18 protein-coding genes are annotated in these 18,044 nt (G+C 45.8%); 5 read left to right on the forward strand and 13 right to left on the reverse strand.

Annotated features, from left to right (window positions below):
- Positions 1–11: 11 nt before the first annotated feature.
- From ACN0QW_RS00775 to ACN0QW_RS00790, 4 genes are all read right to left on the reverse strand, one after another.
- Positions 12–587 carry a hypothetical protein gene (locus tag ACN0QW_RS00775; RefSeq protein WP_417427899.1) on the reverse strand — a complete coding sequence of 192 codons (576 nt, stop codon included), beginning with the start codon at positions 585–587 and terminating at the stop codon, positions 12–14.
- Positions 584–1,747, reverse strand: coding sequence for a succinyl-diaminopimelate desuccinylase (gene dapE / locus ACN0QW_RS00780; RefSeq protein ID WP_417427901.1), 1,164 nt, complete (start codon positions 1,745–1,747; stop codon positions 584–586). The genes ACN0QW_RS00775 and dapE overlap by 4 nt, the downstream gene beginning before the upstream one ends.
- 21 nt (positions 1,748–1,768) lie before the next feature.
- The gene (gene dapD / locus ACN0QW_RS00785; protein ID WP_299372714.1) at positions 1,769–2,611 is read right to left on the reverse strand and encodes a 2,3,4,5-tetrahydropyridine-2,6-dicarboxylate N-succinyltransferase; all 843 of its coding nucleotides are present in this window, start codon (positions 2,609–2,611) and stop codon (positions 1,769–1,771) included.
- A 164-nt stretch (positions 2,612–2,775) separates the two neighbouring features.
- A complete protein-coding gene (locus tag ACN0QW_RS00790) occupies positions 2,776–3,447 on the reverse strand; it encodes a pyrimidine 5'-nucleotidase (RefSeq protein ID WP_417427904.1) in 672 nt (223 codons plus the stop codon).
- Between the two features lie 203 nt (positions 3,448–3,650).
- On the opposite strand from ACN0QW_RS00790, the gene ACN0QW_RS00795 reads away from it, so the two are divergent.
- A complete protein-coding gene (locus ACN0QW_RS00795; protein ID WP_417427906.1) occupies positions 3,651–5,351 on the forward strand; it encodes a diguanylate cyclase in 1,701 nt (566 codons plus the stop codon).
- A complete protein-coding gene (locus ACN0QW_RS00800) occupies positions 5,351–6,631 on the forward strand; it encodes a DUF2336 domain-containing protein (protein WP_417427908.1) in 1,281 nt (426 codons plus the stop codon). Before ACN0QW_RS00795 ends, ACN0QW_RS00800 begins: the two co-directional genes overlap by 1 nt.
- Before the next feature lie 118 nt (positions 6,632–6,749).
- On the opposite strand, the gene argB is transcribed toward ACN0QW_RS00800, so the two are convergent.
- The 6 genes from argB to rpmH all read right to left on the reverse strand — a co-directional run bounded on the left by argB (position 6,750) and on the right by rpmH (position 11,265).
- On the reverse strand, positions 6,750–7,658 hold the full coding sequence (argB, locus tag ACN0QW_RS00805; protein ID WP_417427910.1) for an acetylglutamate kinase: 909 nt from the start codon (positions 7,656–7,658) through the stop codon (positions 6,750–6,752).
- Between the two features lie 108 nt (positions 7,659–7,766).
- Positions 7,767–8,444, reverse strand: a complete 678-nt coding sequence (gene yihA / locus ACN0QW_RS00810) for a ribosome biogenesis GTP-binding protein YihA/YsxC (protein ID WP_417427912.1) — start codon at positions 8,442–8,444, stop codon at positions 7,767–7,769.
- Positions 8,445–8,620: 176 nt separating this feature from the next.
- The gene (gene yidC / locus ACN0QW_RS00815) at positions 8,621–10,423 is read right to left on the reverse strand and encodes a membrane protein insertase YidC (protein ID WP_417427914.1); all 1,803 of its coding nucleotides are present in this window, start codon (positions 10,421–10,423) and stop codon (positions 8,621–8,623) included.
- Positions 10,420–10,689 (reverse strand): membrane protein insertion efficiency factor YidD, encoded by a 270-nt coding sequence (gene yidD / locus ACN0QW_RS00820; RefSeq protein WP_417427916.1) that lies wholly within the window; start codon positions 10,687–10,689, stop codon positions 10,420–10,422. The genes yidC and yidD overlap by 4 nt, the downstream gene beginning before the upstream one ends.
- 26 nt (positions 10,690–10,715) lie before the next feature.
- Positions 10,716–11,126 (reverse strand): ribonuclease P protein component, encoded by a 411-nt coding sequence (gene rnpA / locus ACN0QW_RS00825; protein WP_417427918.1) that lies wholly within the window; start codon positions 11,124–11,126, stop codon positions 10,716–10,718.
- A 4-nt stretch (positions 11,127–11,130) separates the two neighbouring features.
- Positions 11,131–11,265, reverse strand: coding sequence for a 50S ribosomal protein L34 (gene rpmH, locus ACN0QW_RS00830; RefSeq protein ID WP_082113995.1), 135 nt, complete (start codon positions 11,263–11,265; stop codon positions 11,131–11,133).
- Between the two features lie 370 nt (positions 11,266–11,635).
- On the opposite strand from rpmH, the gene ACN0QW_RS00835 reads away from it, so the two are divergent.
- Both ACN0QW_RS00835 and ACN0QW_RS00840 read left to right on the forward strand, forming a co-directional pair.
- The gene (locus tag ACN0QW_RS00835) at positions 11,636–13,810 is read left to right on the forward strand and encodes an FAD-dependent oxidoreductase (RefSeq protein ID WP_417427921.1); all 2,175 of its coding nucleotides are present in this window, start codon (positions 11,636–11,638) and stop codon (positions 13,808–13,810) included.
- Positions 13,811–13,846: 36 nt separating this feature from the next.
- Positions 13,847–15,271 (forward strand): ATP-binding protein, encoded by a 1,425-nt coding sequence (locus tag ACN0QW_RS00840; RefSeq protein WP_417427923.1) that lies wholly within the window; start codon positions 13,847–13,849, stop codon positions 15,269–15,271.
- 10 nt (positions 15,272–15,281) lie between these two features.
- Here ACN0QW_RS00840 and ACN0QW_RS00845 read toward each other — a convergent pair whose 3' ends face one another.
- The 3 genes from ACN0QW_RS00845 to ACN0QW_RS00855 all read right to left on the reverse strand — a co-directional run bounded on the left by ACN0QW_RS00845 (position 15,282) and on the right by ACN0QW_RS00855 (position 16,942).
- Positions 15,282–15,485 (reverse strand): GNAT family N-acetyltransferase, encoded by a 204-nt coding sequence (locus ACN0QW_RS00845; RefSeq protein ID WP_417427925.1) that lies wholly within the window; start codon positions 15,483–15,485, stop codon positions 15,282–15,284.
- Between the two features lie 75 nt (positions 15,486–15,560).
- Positions 15,561–15,731 (reverse strand): hypothetical protein, encoded by a 171-nt coding sequence (locus ACN0QW_RS00850; RefSeq protein WP_417427927.1) that lies wholly within the window; start codon positions 15,729–15,731, stop codon positions 15,561–15,563.
- 5 nt (positions 15,732–15,736) lie between these two features.
- Positions 15,737–16,942, reverse strand: a complete 1,206-nt coding sequence (locus ACN0QW_RS00855; protein WP_417427929.1) for a class I SAM-dependent rRNA methyltransferase — start codon at positions 16,940–16,942, stop codon at positions 15,737–15,739.
- Positions 16,943–17,186: 244 nt separating this feature from the next.
- Between ACN0QW_RS00855 and panC the strand changes: the two genes are divergently transcribed.
- The gene (gene panC / locus ACN0QW_RS00860) at positions 17,187–18,044 is read left to right on the forward strand and encodes a pantoate--beta-alanine ligase (protein WP_417427931.1); all 858 of its coding nucleotides are present in this window, start codon (positions 17,187–17,189) and stop codon (positions 18,042–18,044) included.

Genomic DNA, 18,044 nt, shown 5'->3' on the forward strand with positions numbered 1-18,044 from the left:
TGTGTCGATTGCTACAAATACATCATGTCCTGATTAAGAGTGAGTATTGCCTGCCCTAGGATGATATAAAAAAGGACGAAGGCTGTAGCTGAAAACCAACCAGTTTCTAGTGTTGTTTTTGTCATATAAGCTTGTGCCATAAGCACGTACAATAAGATGGTCAGGTATAAAAAGGCCCCTAAAGAATCTGGTAGGTAATTTGTTTGTAAAACAAAGAACAATAACGTGAAAGCTAGTAATTGCCACACTTGTAGCCAATTGAAATGGATTATAAATTGGCCAAACAAGTTTTCTTTTTTATGCAGAATTAACAGTAGATGCATCATTATTGGATAGGCAATCCAGCTTATGACATAAAAAAGTGAATCAATAAGGAATAGAGCAAAAAGATCGACAGTTGGCTCTGGTTCCAGCGGTTGGGCAATCGTTAAATAGATTGTGCCGGGGATACAAAGAACCGCTGCAAAAAATGATTTCCAAAAGACCTCTGTATTCACAGTTGTCTGCGTTATCTGTGCGCCGTTAAAACGCATATACTGCAAAGCGTCGCCTAGGTTGGTTTTTATTTCTGCGAGAGTTGGGATCACGCTTTGAAATATCCCCTAAGCATTGTTTCATAGATCTTGGATAAACTCTCGAGTTCTTGGACTGTACAGTGTTCATCTACTTTATGAGCAGTATCGTTTAAGAGGCCAAATTCAGCAACTGTCGCGTAATCTTTGATAAAACGCGCATCCGACGTTCCGCCGGATGTGCCCAGCTCAGTTTTAACACCTGTTACATCTTGAATAGATGTGCCGATCAGATCGCTGAAAGGACCTGGGGGACACAAAAACGATTCCCCGGATACGCGAATTTTTAGATCATAGTCAAAATCAGCCCGGTGTAGGCGTTCGCGTACCCAAGCTTCAATGTGGTCTGAGGTATAGAGGTCGTTAAAGCGAACATTGAAATTTGCCGTGATATCTGCCGGAATCACGTTTGTCGCCGGATTACCAACGTCAACGGTTGTTAATTGAAGGCTTGAAGGCGGGAAGTGTTCTGTTCCGCTATCCAATGGCTCTTGCAACAGATTGTGCAGCATGTTGATGGCGGGATGTAGCGGGTTGCTAGCCAGCTGCGGATAGGCCGTATGTCCCTGCACACCACGGACGGTTAAGGCGAAGTTCATAGATCCACGACGACCAATTTTGACCATATCACCAAGAACAGTATTGCTTGTTGGTTCCCCGACAAGACAGACGTCCATCTTCTCACCCTTATCAGTCATCCAGTCGAGAACTCTGCGTGTTCCGTTTAGGCCAACGCCTTCCTCGTCCCCTGTAATAATCAGGTTTAGTGAACCATTTAGGTTTTGACCTTGAGGTGATTTTATAAAACGGGTTAATGCAGCGACGTAGGCCCCGATAGAGCCTTTCATGTCGACAGTGCCACGCCCAATTAGTTTGTCATCAACAATAGTGCCGCCAAAGGGATCAACACTCCAGGCGTTAGCATCACCAACAGGGACGACATCGGTGTGTCCCCCGTACCCGAACACGGGGCCGCTATTTCCTAATCGGGCATAGAGGTTATCAACGTCATAGGTTTCTGCGCAACTAAATGGCAGACGCTGACATTCAAAACCCAAGGGCTTTAAAAGCGATTCCATGAGGTCGAGAGCCCCGCCTTCTGTAGGCGTGACAGAGGGGCATCTGATAAGTGCCTGACTGACTTCTAAGGCAGAGTCGGGGTTCTCGACGGTCATTTATTTTCGCTCCGGTCTTCGTTAGTCACGTAAAAGATCGTTGATTGATGTTTTTGAACGAGTCCGTTCATCAACACGCTTCACAATAACGGCACAATATAGGTTCGGCCCCGGTGTTCCATCGGCAAGAGGCTTGCCAGGAAGTGTACCAGAAACAACCACGGAATAGGCTGGAACACGACCCATGAAAATTTCACCGGTTTCACGGTCAATAATTTTGGTGGATGCGCCGATATAAACGCCCATGGAAAGAACGGAACCTTCTTCAACAATAACGCCTTCGGCAACTTCGGCACGGGCACCAATGAAGCAGTTGTCTTCGATAATAACTGGACCAGCCTGTAACGGTTCCAAAACGCCACCGATACCAGTGCCGCCGGATAGGTGAACGTTCTTGCCGATCTGCGCGCAAGAGCCAACAGTTGCCCAAGTATCAACCATGGTACCGCTATCAACATAAGCGCCTAGATTAACAAAGCTTGGCATCAGGACAGCACCGGGAGCAATATAAGCTGAACGGCGCACGATGCTGCCGGGAACAGCACGGAACCCCGCGGATGCAAATTGATCGCCGGACCAACCTTCAAATTTTGAGGGAACTTTATCCCACCAGTTTGTGGCTTCGCCGGGGCCACCAGCGATGAGAGACATATCGTTGAGGCGGAATGACAAGAGGACAGCTTTTTTCAGCCATTGATTGACGATCCAACCGTCAGGACCTTTCTCTGCAACCCGACGCTGACCTGAATCCATAAGCATAAGTGCTTCGTCTACGGCTTCGCGAACTTCACCTGTTGTTGCTGCGCTTACCTGGTCTCTGTTTTCCCAGGCACTTTCAATGCTATTCTGGATATCAGTATTCATAATGACACGTCCCATCGTCGACTGTTATCTGATTGAGCCCTCGCGGCTTTGGTGGGGACAATGCGGCAGAGGTTATTCTCTTGTCAAACGCTTACAGGCCCTGAAGCCGATGTTATACGATTTATGGCTTTTGGGGCGGGTTTATTCCCAATTTGAAGCAGGTTTCATAGATTATTCAGCCAACTCACGAGATCGTCTGTGTGGTGATGAATAAAATCAGCAATCTGCCCTTTATCATCGGTTGCCCCCACGGATGCCCAATCTATATCTGTCTTGACCCAGACTGTTGTCATTCCCATTTCAGCCGCAGGCTTTAAGTTTTTGGCAGAATCTTCGAAAAATACAGCTCGGGTGGGGTCGATACCATGTTTCTTGATGATGTCGTCATAAGGGAATTGTGATGGTTTTGGTATGTAATCTGCATCTGCAATGTCGTAAATTTCTTCGAAATGATGACTAACCCCTAAACGATCCATTACATTTGATGCGTGAATGTTGGATGCATTGGTGAAGATCAGCTTTCGGCCGGGTAGATTTGTAAGTGCTTTATTGAGTGCCTCGTTCGGTGAAATCACACCAAAATCGATATCGTGTACGTAATTCAGATACCGGTTGGGTGTCAGATCATGATTGACCATAAGGCCTTTCAGTGTTGTGCCATATTGATGGAAATAATCCTTTTGAACTTTTTTGGCTTCAATTGGATCGAGATTAAGAAATTCTTGTATAAAACTTCCCATCCGCTGTTCAATCTGCCCGAACAAATTGGACGAAGCTGGGTAGAGTGTATTATCCAGATCAAATAACCAGACATCTCTGTCGTCTAAGCTCGCCATTTTTCACTTTCCAATCGTCGAACATTCATCTGCGTAATAAGAATGCCTAGTCAGATTTTTATGATTAGCCAAGAAAGAATCGCTTTTACAATATTTAATTATGCAAAATAACAAGTTTAAGTCGGTGTTAACTGTGGTGATTTAAACTTGACCCAGAACAGTATCTGTGAGGTGCCGCGAAGGTTCCAACAGGAAAGATGAAAATGAATAAGAGTGTTGATTTGCCAAATAAAACCGACAAGGAACTATGGGGCGTTACCATTCCAGGCGGACCCTTTGCAGATTTTCCTGGGGCGGTTCTTTTCGTTGAAAGAAACGGTCGTGTTTCCAGTGCAAATGAACAGGCTGATTTACTGTGTACCTTTATTAAACGCGGGGGATCTGAAGAGTACCGCGATGCTCTGCAATCGGCATTAAGTGGGCGAGCTGCACAAGTTAATCCTTTGCTCGTGCGAGAAGGGAAGGATGAGGATAGCCGTGTCCTTGGTGCTTTTGATCTTGCCTTGTTGCCTTGGTCTGACGGGGCATCCGCGCTTTTGCTTGGGCGTAATATTTCCCTTGAACGTAACTTGCGCGCAGCGTTGATTGAATCCAGACAACGTTATCGTGATCTTCTTGAGGCCGCGTGTGATTTCGCGTGGGAGACTGATAAAAAAGGAAAAATCAGTTTTATTACCCCCGAAGGAGGTTTGGGATTTTCTTCTACTGAGTTGTCAGGTTCAGATGCAGAAACCCTGTTTGCTGATCCATCGTCAATTGTTACTAACCCCTTTTCTTGCAAGGTTCCTTGCGAGGAGGAAGAAATTTGGGTCAAAGATAGCTTTGGTGATGAGCGGTGCCTGTTAGTAACGTCGATGCCTCTTTGGGGAGATCGTAGAATATGGCACGGGAATCGAGGGTTTTGTCGTGATATCACAGAACTACGTCATGATGAATTATTGCGGGCTAACGAGATTCATCGTGAACGTGTCTATAATAGAATTTTGGAAATTGCGCGCAGTGAAATGGTGCCAATCAGAATGCTGGTATCTGTCGCAAATTGTCTGATCCCGGCATTACCCGTAGATTCTGTGATGATTAGTCATTTTGACGGCGATATATGGCAGGCTGTTGCAGAGGAAGGTGAAGCACTACAACTGGACGCGATTGCGCGGGTACAAGCTGCAATGGAAATGGGCGAAACCGTTTATCAGGAAACCAGTTCAGATGGTATTCTTGTTGCTGTTTGTACTAAATTTCGTGGTCAGTTAAACGGATTTACTTGTCTGTGGCGTAAGGGGAACCGAGCCTCTTGGTCTCCTGGGGAAGGTGAACTTCTTGAGCGTGTACAAGTTCAAATTGGTATTTCGCTGCAACAATACGGCCATCATAAAGAACTCCAAGCTCTATCGAGTACAGACCCGTTAACAGGGCTTTTGAACAGGCGGCACTTTGAACACCTGTTAGATGGTTTCCTCGAGGATAATCTGGGGGATGAAAAAACACATTTATTGCTCTATCTTGATCTGGATAATTTCAAGTATGTAAACGATGCTTATGGGCATCAAGAAGGAGACAAGGTTCTTAAGGACTTTGCGGAAATTTTAAAAAGTAAAACAAGGCGGAATGATTGGATCTCGCGGTTGGGTGGGGATGAATTTGTCTTGTTTTTACCGGCTGTTCCCGAAGGAGAGGCACAAGGCAAAGCGCAAGATCTTTTGGATGCGCTTATTCCTGCGTTTTCCAGAAAAGATGACCCCAAGTGGTCTTTGAGTGCTTCTGTTGGTGGATATCTTTTTTCGGCGCAGAATGATACAAATCTGTCCGATTTGTTATTACATGCAGATGAGGCCATGTACCGAGTGAAAAGATCTGGCAAAAATGGCGTTTATGTCGTCAAAGAAAATAATGATGAGGTTGATTAATGAGTAAATCAGCTGATTCGTCAAAGGGTGGTAAAAGAATGCAAGCAGCGTTGGCGTATGAAGACGCAAAAGAAATGGCTGAAAGCAAAGATAGCGAAGTCAGGTTGTCATTGGCCAGTCACAAGGATATCCAGCCGGAAATCCTCTATTATTTAGCTGATGATGATAATGCCAACGTACGTCAGGCAATTGCCTCTAACGCCTTAACACCGAAACGAGCTGATTTGTTGCTCGCAAAGGATAATGATAGTCAGGTTCGTATGGAACTTGCCGAGAAAATCGGTAAGCTGGCACCTGAGCTGGATCGGAAAACACAAAGAAAAGCATATGACTTTGTAATAAAAACCCTCGAAATACTAGTTGAAGATCAGCAAGATAAAGTTAGAGAAATTATTTCTGACGCTGTCAAAGAGTTAGACACAATCCCTGTTGCTATCGTCCGTAGACTTGCCTGTGATGAGATCGATAGTGTGGCATCTCCTGTTCTGCAATCCTCGCCGATTTTAACCGACGAAGACTTGTTGAAAATAATCTGGGATGGCGTGAGAGGCTCACGGCTAAAAGCTATTTCCCGGCGTTCCAATCTCGGTGAAAAAATTACAGATGCTATTGTTGAAACCAAAGATTACGACGCGATTGCTACGATGCTTGATAACCAATCGGCGCAAATACGTGAGGAAACGCTGGATCTATTGGTTGAACAAGCCCCTGGGGTTCAGGCTTGGCACGAACCTCTTGTGAAACGTCCTAAACTTTCGCCTCTTTCTTTGAAGCGCTTGGCTGGTTTTGTTGCTGAAACTTTGTTGGAGAACTTATTAGACAGGCCAGATATGGATCCAGAAGTCTCTACGGCAATTGGTTTGGAAGTTCGTAAACGGATGGAGGTTGATAATGTTCTCCAGGAAAGCATCGATTCTGAAGATGAGAAAGCAATAGAGGGCGAAGTTGAAAAGCTGTATAAATCGGGAAAGTTGACAGAAGACCTTATAACAACGCGGTTACATTGTGGTGACCGTGAATTTGCTATTCAGGCTCTTGCCAAAGCTGCGGATTTACCGCCTTTAGTCGCGCGCAGAATGGTTCTTTCTAGGGCCGCAAAAACAGTCGTTGCCTTGGTTTGGAAAGCTGGATTTTCTATGGAGTTGGCAAATATTGTTCAGTTACGGTTAGCAGGTATTCCACCACAACAGTCGATTAAAGCTGATGAGAATGGCGAAGCTCCGATCTCTGATAAAGAGTTGGATTGGCAAGTTACTCTATATCTTGATGATGCCGAATAGCCAGTCAGTAACTACCAATCTTGACTTCCTGCCTGAGACTTCTCTCGGTGGATTTTTTGTCAGGGGGCTGATACCCCCCCCCAAAAAAAAGTATTTGATTAAGAAGCCTTACTGATTTCTAGGCCTTTTTGATCATCGTGCCTATGCCGCAATCGGTGAATATTTCTAACAGCATGGAATGCGCAACTCGACCGTCAAGGATGACGGCCGCATCAACGCCACCACGAACTGTTTCCAGGCAGGTTTCAAGCTTTGGAATCATGCCGCCGCTAATTGTTCCGTCTTGTGTTAACTCTTCAGCTTTTGACATTGTGAGCTCTGAAATAAGCGTTCCTTGCTTGTCCAAGACACCCGCAACGTCAGTCATTAATAATAGGCGTGACGCACCAACGGCAGCGGCAATGGCACCAGCTGCTGTATCGGCATTGATATTATAGGTTTCACCATTCGGTCCGTAGCCAATAGGAGCGATCACAGGAATCATACCTGATCTATCTAACTCGAGAAGGAAGTTAGGGTTAATTTCTTCGGGTTCACCAACAAATCCGAGATCAAGAACCTTCTCGATATTTGAATCCTGATCTTTAATTGTTCGCTGTAGTTTTTTTGCTTTAATAAGGCTTCCATCTTTTCCTGAAACCCCAACAGCAGTTCCACCAGCTTTGTTAATTGCTGCGGTGATGCTTTTGTTGATCTTACCAGACAGAACCATTTCAACGATTTCAACAGTCTCGGCATCGGTTACTCGCAATCCATCGATAAATTCGCTGTTTACTGCAAGTCGTTTTAACATCTCACCAATTTGCGGCCCCCCCCCATGAACGACAATGGGGCTTATACCAACTTGCTTTAACAGAACGATGTCGTGGGCGAATTTGTCGGCTAGATCTGCATCACCCATGGCATGGCCACCGTACTTGATGACAACTTTTCTGCCAGAATAACGTCGCATAAATGGCAAGGCCTCTGAAATTGTCTGGGCTGTTCTAAGCCACTTTCTGGGGTCCTTGGCATGTTTGGTTGTCATCTTGGTGACCTTTGAATTCGTTATGTTAAGTATGGAATAAGGTGCTTGATAGGAATGTGATTAACAGCTTATAGCGAAATATTTCGCAGGTGAAAACACGGACGTTTATCAACCTTGTTCCGTAAGTGCGGCGATGCTTGCTCTGAGTTCGGCAATGCCCAGTGATTTAGCGGATGAAGTTTTCATAATTTGCGGATGTGCTGCTGGACGCTTGGCCAGTTCGGCGGTGAGTTTCTTTTCAACTTCTGCAAGTGGTGTTGGTTTGATCTTGTCTGTTTTTGTCATGACGATCTGATAGGAAACAGCACAGGTGTCGAGCTCATCCATGATTTGGCGATCGCTGTCTTTTGCACCATGCCGTGAATCGATCAAAAGCAAAATACGCTTGAGTTCAGCCCGTCCACGTAAGTAGTTACGGGTAAGGTTTGTCCAATAGGCAATGTCAGATTTAGAAGCCTGTGCATAACCGTACCCAGGAAGATCAACCAACATAAGCTTCTGACCAAGATCAAAGAAGTTCAATTGGCGGGTTCGCCCCGGAGTGTTCGAGGTACGCGCCAGTGTTTTCTGTCCTGTCAGCGCATTTACCAGACTTGATTTTCCCACATTGGACCGCCCGGCAAAGGCTATTTCTGGCAGGTTATAGCTTCCAATGTGTTCATCTTTTGTGGCACCTAGGATAAAGTCACAGGGCTTTGCGAAAAGCAATCGACCAGCTTCCAGCATCGCGGGATCCTCTTCGGGTTTATCGAAGCGGTTGCCGGAATTTTGAATATCGTCAGTCATTTTTCTTTCCTTTGGCCCTATATCTCAGGCCCAGCATTCTATCGTGGGCAAAATATACTATTACATTTGAGAGCGGGGTGATGAATAGTCTTTGTTCTTGCTTTCAGCAAGGAATAACGGAAAAGGCCCTGACTTAGTGTCAGGGCCTTTCAAGATCGATTTTGCAAAAACGGGGGTTAACTTTTTGTTTCTGCAGGCGTGCGTCCCAAAGGAACACCAGCTTTTTTCATAATCACAGCTTGCTGAATAATGGAAAGCAGGTTGTTCCATGTCCAGTAAATCACAAGTCCGGCTGGGAATGTTCCGAGAAGGAAAGTGAAGAACAGTGGCATAAACAGGAACACTTTTGCCTGTACAGGATCTGTTGGTTGTGGGTTTAGCTGTTGCTGTAAGAACATGGAAATACCCATGAGCACAGGCCAGATACCGATATTCAGGAAGGCAATCAGCGTATCTGCTTCTGGAATTCCCCATGGCAACAGGCCAAAGCCGTTCACAAGCGAGGTTGGATCTGGAACAGACAGATCATGAATCCAGCCGTAGAATGGTGCCTGACGCATCTCCAGAGTTACAAAGAGAACTTTGTAGAGAGAGAAGAAGATCGGGATCTGGATAACGATGGGCAAACACCCAGCCATCGGATTGACCTTCTCTTGCTTGTAGAGGGTCATCATTTCCTGATTTAATTTCTGGCGATCATCGCCAAACTTTTCACGTAGAGTAACCAACTTAGGTTGTAGCTTACGCATTTTCGCCATGGAAACATAAGACTTGTTTGCCAAGGGGAAAAGGAAAAGCTTGATGATAACTGTCAGAGCCATAATAGACAGACCAACATTGCCGATAATGCTTGTTAGCCAGTGAAGGGCGTAGAAGAAAGGCTTGGTGATGTAGTAAAACCAACCAAAATCCACAGCAAGATCAAGATCTTGAATGCCGAGGTCATCAGTGTACTGATCAATTAAAGGAACTTCCTTGGCTCCAGCAAAGAGATTACTGCTGAATTCAAGTGTTCCGCCAGCAGGGACAGCTTCTACATTGTAAAAATAGTCAGTCTGATAACGATCAGGACCGTTCTTGCCACTGTAAATAAACCGTGTGCTGATTTCTTTGCTTTGATCGGGGATCAGGGCTGTAAGCCAGTATTTATCTGTGATGCCAAGCCATCCGCCTGTGCTCGGCAAAGTAACGTTACCATCTTCTTTCAGATCCGAATAATCGACTTCTGTCAGGCTTCCGCCTAGAACACCGATTGGACCTTCGTGGAGAATATAGTATCCCAGAGTTTCTGGTGTATTTGTTCGCGAAACAAGGCTGTAGGGAGCTAAATCAACGATGTCGTTTGATGTGTTTACGACACGTTGTTTGATGCTGATCATGTAGCCGTCGTCAATGGAAAGCTCTCGCTCAAACTTTAGCCCTGAACCATTGTTCCATGTCAGGATAACTGGGTTTACTGGTGTCAGACTTGTGTTTGTTGTCGTCCAGGTTGTTTTGTTGTCTGGAACGGCAAGATTTCTGTCGGAAGAAATCCACCCGAAATCCGCGTAATAAGGATTCTTTGTCTGTGCTGGCGAGAGAAGAACAACGTTCGGGCTGTCTTCTTCAAGACTTGTTTGGTAGTTTTTGAGAACCAAATCATCAATCCGACCACCTGTGAGGGAAATACTACCCTCAACAGTTGGTGTGTCTATTGTGATCCGCTTTGCATCTGCCAAAGCTTCTTCTCTTGGACGGCCTTCGATGAGTTTCAAAAGGTTATTCGTTCCACCTGGTACTTCGGGGATAGAGCTATCAGAAGCGATGTTTGCTTGTGATTGTTGCTGCTGTTGTGCAGCTTCTCTGGCAGCAATTTGCTCAGGGCTTGGCGGGAAGAAGTATTCTTGTGCAAAGGTCCAGCCAAAAAGAATGACGGCGGACAAGACGACAGCAAGAAGAATATTACGTTGATCTTCGTTTTGCATCAGTGATCGGCTCAACGGTTGTTCGTGACATGACAATCATCGCAATGATTGCTGTCAGATGGTTCTGGTACAGGATCATAACCGTAACCACCCCAAGGATGGCAACGAGAAAGACGTTTCAGGGCTAACCAACCACCCCGTAATGCGCCATGCGTGACAATTGCCTCGCTTGCATATTCAGAGCATGTGGGATGGTAACGGCAGCTTGCGGGAGTATAGGGAGAGATTCCGTATTGGTACAGCTTTACGAACCCTAAAAGGAGTGCACGTAATATTTTCAATACTGTGTCCTCTCGTTAATCGGGTATCAGCTCTGTGGTCTTTGGGGACCTGATGCTTTCTTTCGATCTGTTTTAACCCGTTGTAGGGATATCTTTAGATCGTTTTTAAGATCATCATATGGGCGAAACAATGTTGTTTTTCGTCCGATCAGAACGTAATCGTGTTCAGCTTTCCCATATTCGGAAAGTATTTCTGCTGCAGCGGCACGTAAACGACGTTTCACCCGGTTTCTGATTACAGCATTACCAACTTTCTTGGTAACCGTGAAACCAATGCGAATAGCGCCAGACCTATAAAGCTCTTCTGAGTTAGAAGAGCTTTCAGGTTGACGCCGCATGGCTTGAAGAATCAAGCCGGGTGTGACCCATTTATTATGCGTCGCTGCTACCCGAAGAAATTCGGATCGCCTTTTGAGCTTTCCGACCTCGAGCATCATAGTCTTAAGCGGATAGACGCTTACGACCTCTTGAGCGACGGTTAGCTAGGACGCGGCGACCGCCGACGGTAGCTTTACGGGCGCGAAAGCCATGGCGGCGTTTACGAACCAATACGCTCGGCTGAAAAGTGCGCTTCACTGTAATTCTCCGTTATCCGGAAGGTTATTGAAAATAGTGGTCGGTGTATAAGCGGGCACTGAGCATCTGTCAACGCCTGTCAGTCAGATTCAATGGATTCCCTCAAAAAACAAAAACTTTTTCCTGAATTATGTCTGGGAAACACTGTGAACGAAGACTGTTGCTAACCACCGTTGAGCAGGTTCTATCAATGTTTTAAGGTAATTCACAGTACTTTTTATCGTTCTAAAGATAAAAGTAGGAAGTTTCGTTCTAAACTTGGGGTTTAGCTGCTCTCGTTTGATCACATCCCTGTGTGAATGGCTTGATAGGCTTGTATTTTGAGTTATTACATCAAAAATGTATTCCCATGATAGATACCGATACCAGTATGACTGAAACAAACGATGATAATAAACAACGGGCTTCTTTGCTCAAACGTATCCTGCCATTACTTATACTCGTGGCGGGATTGGTTATCGTTTATGCATTAGGATGGCACCAATATCTCAGTTTCGATGCGCTGAAAGAGAATAGAGAAGCGCTGAATGGATTCGTTCAAGAGCGTACTTTTGTTGCTATTGTTTCTTTTGTTGTTGTTTATACCATCGCTATTGCGTTTTCGATTCCCGGCGGTTCATTTCTTACCATCGCAGGGGGATTTCTTTTTGGAACATGGTTTGGCGGTACCTATGCGGTTGTTGCTGCCACTATTGGTTCTACCCTGGTGTTTCTTGCCGCAAAGACGGCATTTCGGGATATCCTCCGCGAGAAAGCGCAGGGGTATCTGAAAAAAATGGAACAAGGTTTTCATGAAAATGAATTGAATTATTTGCTAATCCTTAGGCTGGTTCCTCTTTTTCCTTTTTGGTTGGTAAACCTCGTTCCAGCATTTGTGGGTGTTTCGCTTCGAAACTATGTTGTCGCAACATTCATTGGCATTATTCCTGGAACCTTTGTTTACGCGTCTGTCGGTAATGGTTTGGATTCTTTGTTCCGTAGCGGCGGTACCCCTGATTTAGGCATTATTCTGAAACCAGAAATACTACTTCCTATACTGGGGCTTGCGTTACTGTCGTTCATTCCCGTCCTTTATAAAGAAATCGGCAAGAATAACAGACTTAATCTCCGCTTATCCATGGGGAATACCATAATTAAAACAGATATCTGCGTAATTGGTGGAGGGTCAGCTGGCTTGTCTATCGCTGCTGGTGCTGTTCAGATGGGCGCTGATACCGTTCTTGTCGAGGCGGGTAAAATGGGTGGGGATTGTCTTAATTACGGCTGTATTCCCTCTAAGTCATTGCTCACAGCAGGGAAAATAGCGCGTAGTTGGAAGAAATCACCTGAATTTGGTGTGAGCTATGATCCGCCAGAAGTGAATTTTCAAAAAGTCCATGATCATGTGAAAGCTGTGATTGCTGGTATTGAACCCCATGATTCTGTCGAACGTTTTGAATCGTTAGGTGTTAATGTTGTTCAAGCGTCGGGTCAGTTCATTGATGCGAAAACATTGAAGGCTGGCGATACGATAATTCAGGCGCGACGTTTTGTTATTGCGACGGGATCTCGTGCAATGGTTCCGCCAATCAAAGGCATTGAAGAGGTCCCGTTTCTGACCAACGAATCTGTTTTTGATCTGACGGATTTACCAAAAAAAATCATTATTGTTGGTGGCGGCCCAATTGGGTGCGAGCTGGGGCAGGCTTTCCACAATTTGGGAAGTGAGGTCTCTATTGTTGAGATGGCAAGTATAATGCCAAAAGACGATCCCGATCTGGTATCTGTTATTCGTGATCGCTTAGCCGGTGATGGGATCTCTCTCTTGGAAAAGACGAAAGTTCTTTCCGCGAGTAAAAGTCCTGATGGTGTGAGCCTTCGTGTTGAGGCCGACGGTGAAGAGCGTGAAATTAACGGTACACACCTTTTGTTGGCAGCGGGACGTATTCCCAATCTTGAAAAGCTTAACCTTGAATCTGCTGGCGTCAAATATGAACGACAGGGTATCACTGTTGATAAAGGCCTTCGAACTTCTAACCGTAAGATTTATGCGGCCGGGGATGTAACTGGTGGCTATCAGTTTACGCACATGGCGGCCTATGATGCGGGTATTATTATTCGAAGCGCCTTGTTTCGGTTACCGGCAAAGGTCTCATACAATGCTGTGCCGTGGGTAACCTATACAGACCCCGAGTTGGCGCAAGTTGGTCTATCTGAGGCTGATGTAAAAAAGCAGGGCGTTCAGCACAAAATTCTTAACTGGTCTTTCGCGGATAATGATCGTGCTCGGGCGGAACGTCGAACCGAAGGAAAGATCAAGGTGATCACGAGCCAGAAAGGTAAAATTCTGGGGGCGTCTATTGTTGGAATTCAGGCCGGTGAATTGATACTGCCTTGGGGACTTGCCTTGTCCAAAGGCTTGAAAATCGGCGACATGGCAAATGTGATTGCCCCCTATCCAACGCTTTCTGAAGTCAGTAAACGTGTGGCGGGCAGCTACTATACAGAATCGTTGTTTAGTGATCGTGTGAAGAAGATTGTTCGTTTTCTTGCCAAGTTTGGATAAGCTTCACTTAATCTTTGAAAATGAAATAGTGAGCTCATGGCCGGAAAAATTCAACTGCCACCCTTTATCACCAGTTTGTCAGCGAAGCTATTGGTGCTGACGGCTATCTTTGTGTTGTTGGCAGAAATTCTGATCTTTGCGCCTTCCATAGCTCGGTTCCGGTTTGTCTATCTTCAAGAACATCTCGCGGATGCCCACCTAGCCATACTTGCTCTAGATGCAACCGATGACATGATGGTGAGTGAAGACCTTGAAAAAGAGCTTCTGAGCCACGTGAATGCTTTGGCAGTTGCCCTGCAAAGGCCCGGGCAGGGCAAGCTGAAGCTTATGAGTAGTGCAGAGGTCGAAATTGATGAGACTTACGACTTGAGAGAGGAAAGTTTCTTTGGCCTGATAAAGGATGCTTTTGTTGCTCTTGGTCAAACACGGCATCGTATTCTTAGAATCGTCGGTCCTTCGCCAAAAAATGACGAGGTTCTTGTTGAGGTGGTAATGAGCGAAACACCTATGCGTTGGGATATGTATGAATATTCTTGGCGGATTCTGGCGCTTTCTTTGGGGATTGCGTTGATGACGGCGGCGCTTGTTTTTATCAGTCTACATTGGTTAATGGTCCAGCCTTTACGACGGATCACACGCAGTATGATTAAATTCATAGATGCCCCAGAAGATGCTACTCGTATCATCAGGCCATCCTCTCGAACTGATGAAGTCGGGATCGCTGAATCCGAACTGGCATCAATGCAGGTTTCGTTACAATCCTCTTTGGGGCAGAAAACCCGGCTGGCGGCGATAGGCACTGCTGCGGCCAAGATTAACCATGACCTGCGAAATGGGCTGGCTACGGCTCGGTTGATTTCTGATCGTTTAAACCGAAGCGAAGACCCCGAGGTTCGAGAGGTGGCGCCTGTTTTACTGGCGGCGATTGACCGAGCTGTTCATATCTGTGGACAGATGCTTAACTTTTCCAAAGAAGGTACACCACAGCTCGATATTATGGACTTTGATCTTCACGAACTGGCTGGTGAGGTCGCGGATACGCTTCAAGTCGCCGAATCTGTTGATATCACTGTCCAGAATCATATACCGCCGGGCACGAATGTTTCAGGTGACTGGGAGCAGCTTTACAGGGTTTTTGAAAACCTTGCTCGAAATGCAGAACAAGCTGGTGCCAAGACCGCAGAGATTCGACTGCAAACCGAGCTGGATTGTTTGATTGTCTCAATCGCTGATGATGGGCCGGGAATCCCGCCGGAAACCCGATCAAACCTTTTTAAACCGTTTAAAGGTTCGACACGTAAAAACGGGTCTGGCTTGGGGCTCGCAATAACCCGGGATTTAATGCGGGCACACGGCGGGGATATCTGGCTAGATGTTTCCGAACTTGGCGGGGCTTGCTTCTGTTTAGAGCTCCCGATCAAGTCCAGTGTGTCGAACTCTAAGTCACAGTTGTTTGGTTAATTTACAGCTTTCAAAACTCAATATTCATAAGAAATTTATTGTCGCCAAATTGCTCGATAACTTTCCATCCCATAGCGCGGTAAATTTCTGGAGTCAGGGTATAAAGAAATAATTGTTTTTCTTCCCGATCACGTGCGACCTCTTCAACGAATGCGACTAGCTTTCGAGCAACACCTTTACGTCGATGGGCAGGAGCGACATACAGAGCTGCCAATCATGGACGGTAATTCTTATAATCTTCGTGATCGTTTTCAATTAAGAGAGCCGTCCCGATAGGCTTGTTCTTGGATTACGCGACAAAAGTTTGCTCAGGATTAGCGTCCTCTGTCATTCGTTGATAACTTTTGAGAACGTTTTCTTTTGCCCAGCCGTAACTCTTTCCCCAAGTTATGTATTCCCAATCAACGCAGATTTCGATGCAATCAGGATGATTGCGAAGGAAATCTACGTTGATTATCATGAGGGCTAGTCCAGTGTGTAGAGTTGAAGTTTTAGGTACTCAGATTCGGGTAAGAATGGATGTACGGGATGGTCTGGTCCTGCCCCCCGGGTGAAGAGCAGGCGGGATTTTCTGGTTGCATCCAAAAGACCTTTGCGAGTCTGATCTGCAAAATTGTCGATATCCATGTGATGAGAACATGATGCCACAACAAGGTAACCACCGGGCTTAACAAGCTTGGCGGCGAGTCTGGCGAGTTTTCTATAACCTTTTGATCCTTGTTGAATATCTTTTTTGCTTTTTACAAAGGCTGGCGGATCAACAATAACGAGATCAAAGCTCTCACCGTCATTTGCCAATTTGGCAAGATGATTAAAGACTTCAGCTTTTACAAAAGTACATTTATCTGCAACGCCGTTTTCTTCGGCAGCTTTGGCAGCCAAATCCAGTGCAGTTTGGCTGCGATCAACTGTTGTGACTGATTTGGCACCTGCTAGTGCGGATTGAACTGTGAAGCCACCAGCAAAGGAGTAACAATCGAGAACATCCGCGTCTTTGGCAAAACGAGCAGCGAGTGTTCTGTTGTCACGTTGATCAAAGAACCAACCAGTTTTTTGGCCTTCTTGAAGTTCAGCAAAGAATGTTGCATCGTGCTCAATGACCTTGATGGGGCCGTCCAGCGCGCCTTTGGCAACCTTGTCATAGCATTCGAGGCCTTCAAGTAAACGCGAAGGTGTGTCATTTCGAAGAACAACGGTTTTGGGATCCAGTACTTGATCCAGAGCGGAAAGCAATGCGGGCAGAAGGTTTTCAATACCTGCAGTATTAACTTGTAGGACTAAAGTATCACCGTAACGATCAATAATCGTCCCCGGAATACCATCTGCTTCAGCGTGAATTAGACGGTAGTAAGGAACACTAAACAAGGTTTCACGTAGCGATAGAGCTTTTCGCAAAATTTCCGCAAAAAAATCTTCGTCAATAATTGTTTTGGCGCTAGAACTAAGCAAGCGAGCAGAGATTAGTGGCTGACGGTTGTATATTGCTGTGCCTAATGGTTGACCATCGTTGGCTTCGATCCTAACGACCGTTCCTGCCGGGATTTGTTTGGTTTCTGCGCTGACCTCAATTTCGTTGGAAAAGACCCACGGATAACCATTCAACAGTCTTTTCTGTGCCTTTGGTCTCAGGCGAATGGTCGGGCGTTGTTTGAGATCGAGAGCAGCGCTCATAATAGTTCTTTCGTTAAGGATGAATTTGACGGCAGTCTAGTGAAATCTGCGGCCCCTGCAAGCTTAGGCTTGCAGGTTAGTATAACGAAGAAAAAAGGAGAGGGCGAATTGTTGCGGTGCAATAAGTGCTTTGTTAGGATTTTCTCTAAAGCTGTTTGTATCGTGATTGGCGTTTGTTTATAACGGCGCGCAAGTATTTCGTTTCAAGATAATGCTCCCTTATCAGGGGTTAATAGGAAAAGTAATGCGTATTGTAAAATCCAAACGGGATCTTCGCGCCCTTGTTTCCGGCTGGAAGGCTGATAAACAAGAAGTTGGCGTGGTGATGACCATGGGAGCATTGCACGAGGGGCATCTATCGCTTGTGGGCGCCGCCAAGACAGATAATGATCGCGTTATTGCTACTATTTTTGTTAATCCCAAGCAGTTCGATAATAAGGCTGATCTGGATACCTATCCGGTGGATACTGATGCGGATCTGAAAAAGCTTGAGGACGCAGGTGTAGATCTTGTTTACCTCCCCCAAGCAGATGAGGTTTATCCAAAAGGATACAGTACCACTGTTGCCGTGGGGACGATGCAGGATTGCCTTTGCGGGGCAACACGCCCTGGGCATATGGACGGGGTTACAACAGTTGTTTCCAAGCTGCTCATTCAAACGTCGCCGGATCGAGCCTATTTTGGACAAAAAGATTTTCAGCAGTATCTATTGATCCAGCGTGTCGCCAGTGACCTCGACTTGGATGTCGATGTTATCGGGGTCCCGACAGTTCGCGAAGGTGATCATCTTGCTTTGTCTTCCCGAAATCGTCGGCTATCAGCAGACCAACGTGCCATTGCACCGACTTTATATAAGGTGGAAAGCACGATTGCAGATTTGATTCGTCAAGGCGAAGCCATTGATCACGTCTTGGAATGGGGGCGAAAAGTTATTCTGGATAGCGGATTTGATCGAATCGACTACCTTGAGGTTCGATCAGAAGAAGATCTTGAGCTTTTCAGTGATGTTGCTGATCGGGATAATTTGTTAAGTGGGCGTATTTTTGTTGCTGCCTGGCTTGGCAATACCCGGCTGATTGATAACTATCCAATCAGCCGGTAG

Source organism: Kiloniella sp. (genome assembly GCF_048259265.1).
GTDB lineage: Bacteria > Pseudomonadota > Alphaproteobacteria > Kiloniellales > Kiloniellaceae > Kiloniella.

What these genes read in the sequence shown, in the direction of transcription:
- dapE (WP_417427901.1), bottom strand. Translation starts at nt 1,747, where the DNA reads ATGACCGTCGAGAACCCCGACTCTGCCTTAGAAGTCAGTCAGGCACTT.
- dapD (WP_299372714.1), bottom strand. Translation starts at nt 2,611, where the DNA reads ATGAATACTGATATCCAGAATAGCATTGAAAGTGCCTGGGAAAACAGA.
- ACN0QW_RS00790 (WP_417427904.1), bottom strand. Translation starts at nt 3,447, where the DNA reads ATGGCGAGCTTAGACGACAGAGATGTCTGGTTATTTGATCTGGATAAT.
- ACN0QW_RS00795 (WP_417427906.1), top strand. Translation starts at nt 3,651, where the DNA reads ATGAATAAGAGTGTTGATTTGCCAAATAAAACCGACAAGGAACTATGG.
- ACN0QW_RS00800 (WP_417427908.1), top strand. Translation starts at nt 5,351, where the DNA reads ATGAGTAAATCAGCTGATTCGTCAAAGGGTGGTAAAAGAATGCAAGCA.
- argB (WP_417427910.1), bottom strand. Translation starts at nt 7,658, where the DNA reads ATGACAACCAAACATGCCAAGGACCCCAGAAAGTGGCTTAGAACAGCC.
- yihA (WP_417427912.1), bottom strand. Translation starts at nt 8,444, where the DNA reads ATGACTGACGATATTCAAAATTCCGGCAACCGCTTCGATAAACCCGAA.
- rnpA (WP_417427918.1), bottom strand. Translation starts at nt 11,126, where the DNA reads ATGATGCTCGAGGTCGGAAAGCTCAAAAGGCGATCCGAATTTCTTCGG.
- ACN0QW_RS00835 (WP_417427921.1), top strand. Translation starts at nt 11,636, where the DNA reads ATGACTGAAACAAACGATGATAATAAACAACGGGCTTCTTTGCTCAAA.
- ACN0QW_RS00840 (WP_417427923.1), top strand. Translation starts at nt 13,847, where the DNA reads ATGGCCGGAAAAATTCAACTGCCACCCTTTATCACCAGTTTGTCAGCG.
- ACN0QW_RS00850 (WP_417427927.1), bottom strand. Translation starts at nt 15,731, where the DNA reads ATGATAATCAACGTAGATTTCCTTCGCAATCATCCTGATTGCATCGAA.
- ACN0QW_RS00855 (WP_417427929.1), bottom strand. Translation starts at nt 16,942, where the DNA reads ATGAGCGCTGCTCTCGATCTCAAACAACGCCCGACCATTCGCCTGAGA.
- panC (WP_417427931.1), top strand. Translation starts at nt 17,187, where the DNA reads ATGCGTATTGTAAAATCCAAACGGGATCTTCGCGCCCTTGTTTCCGGC.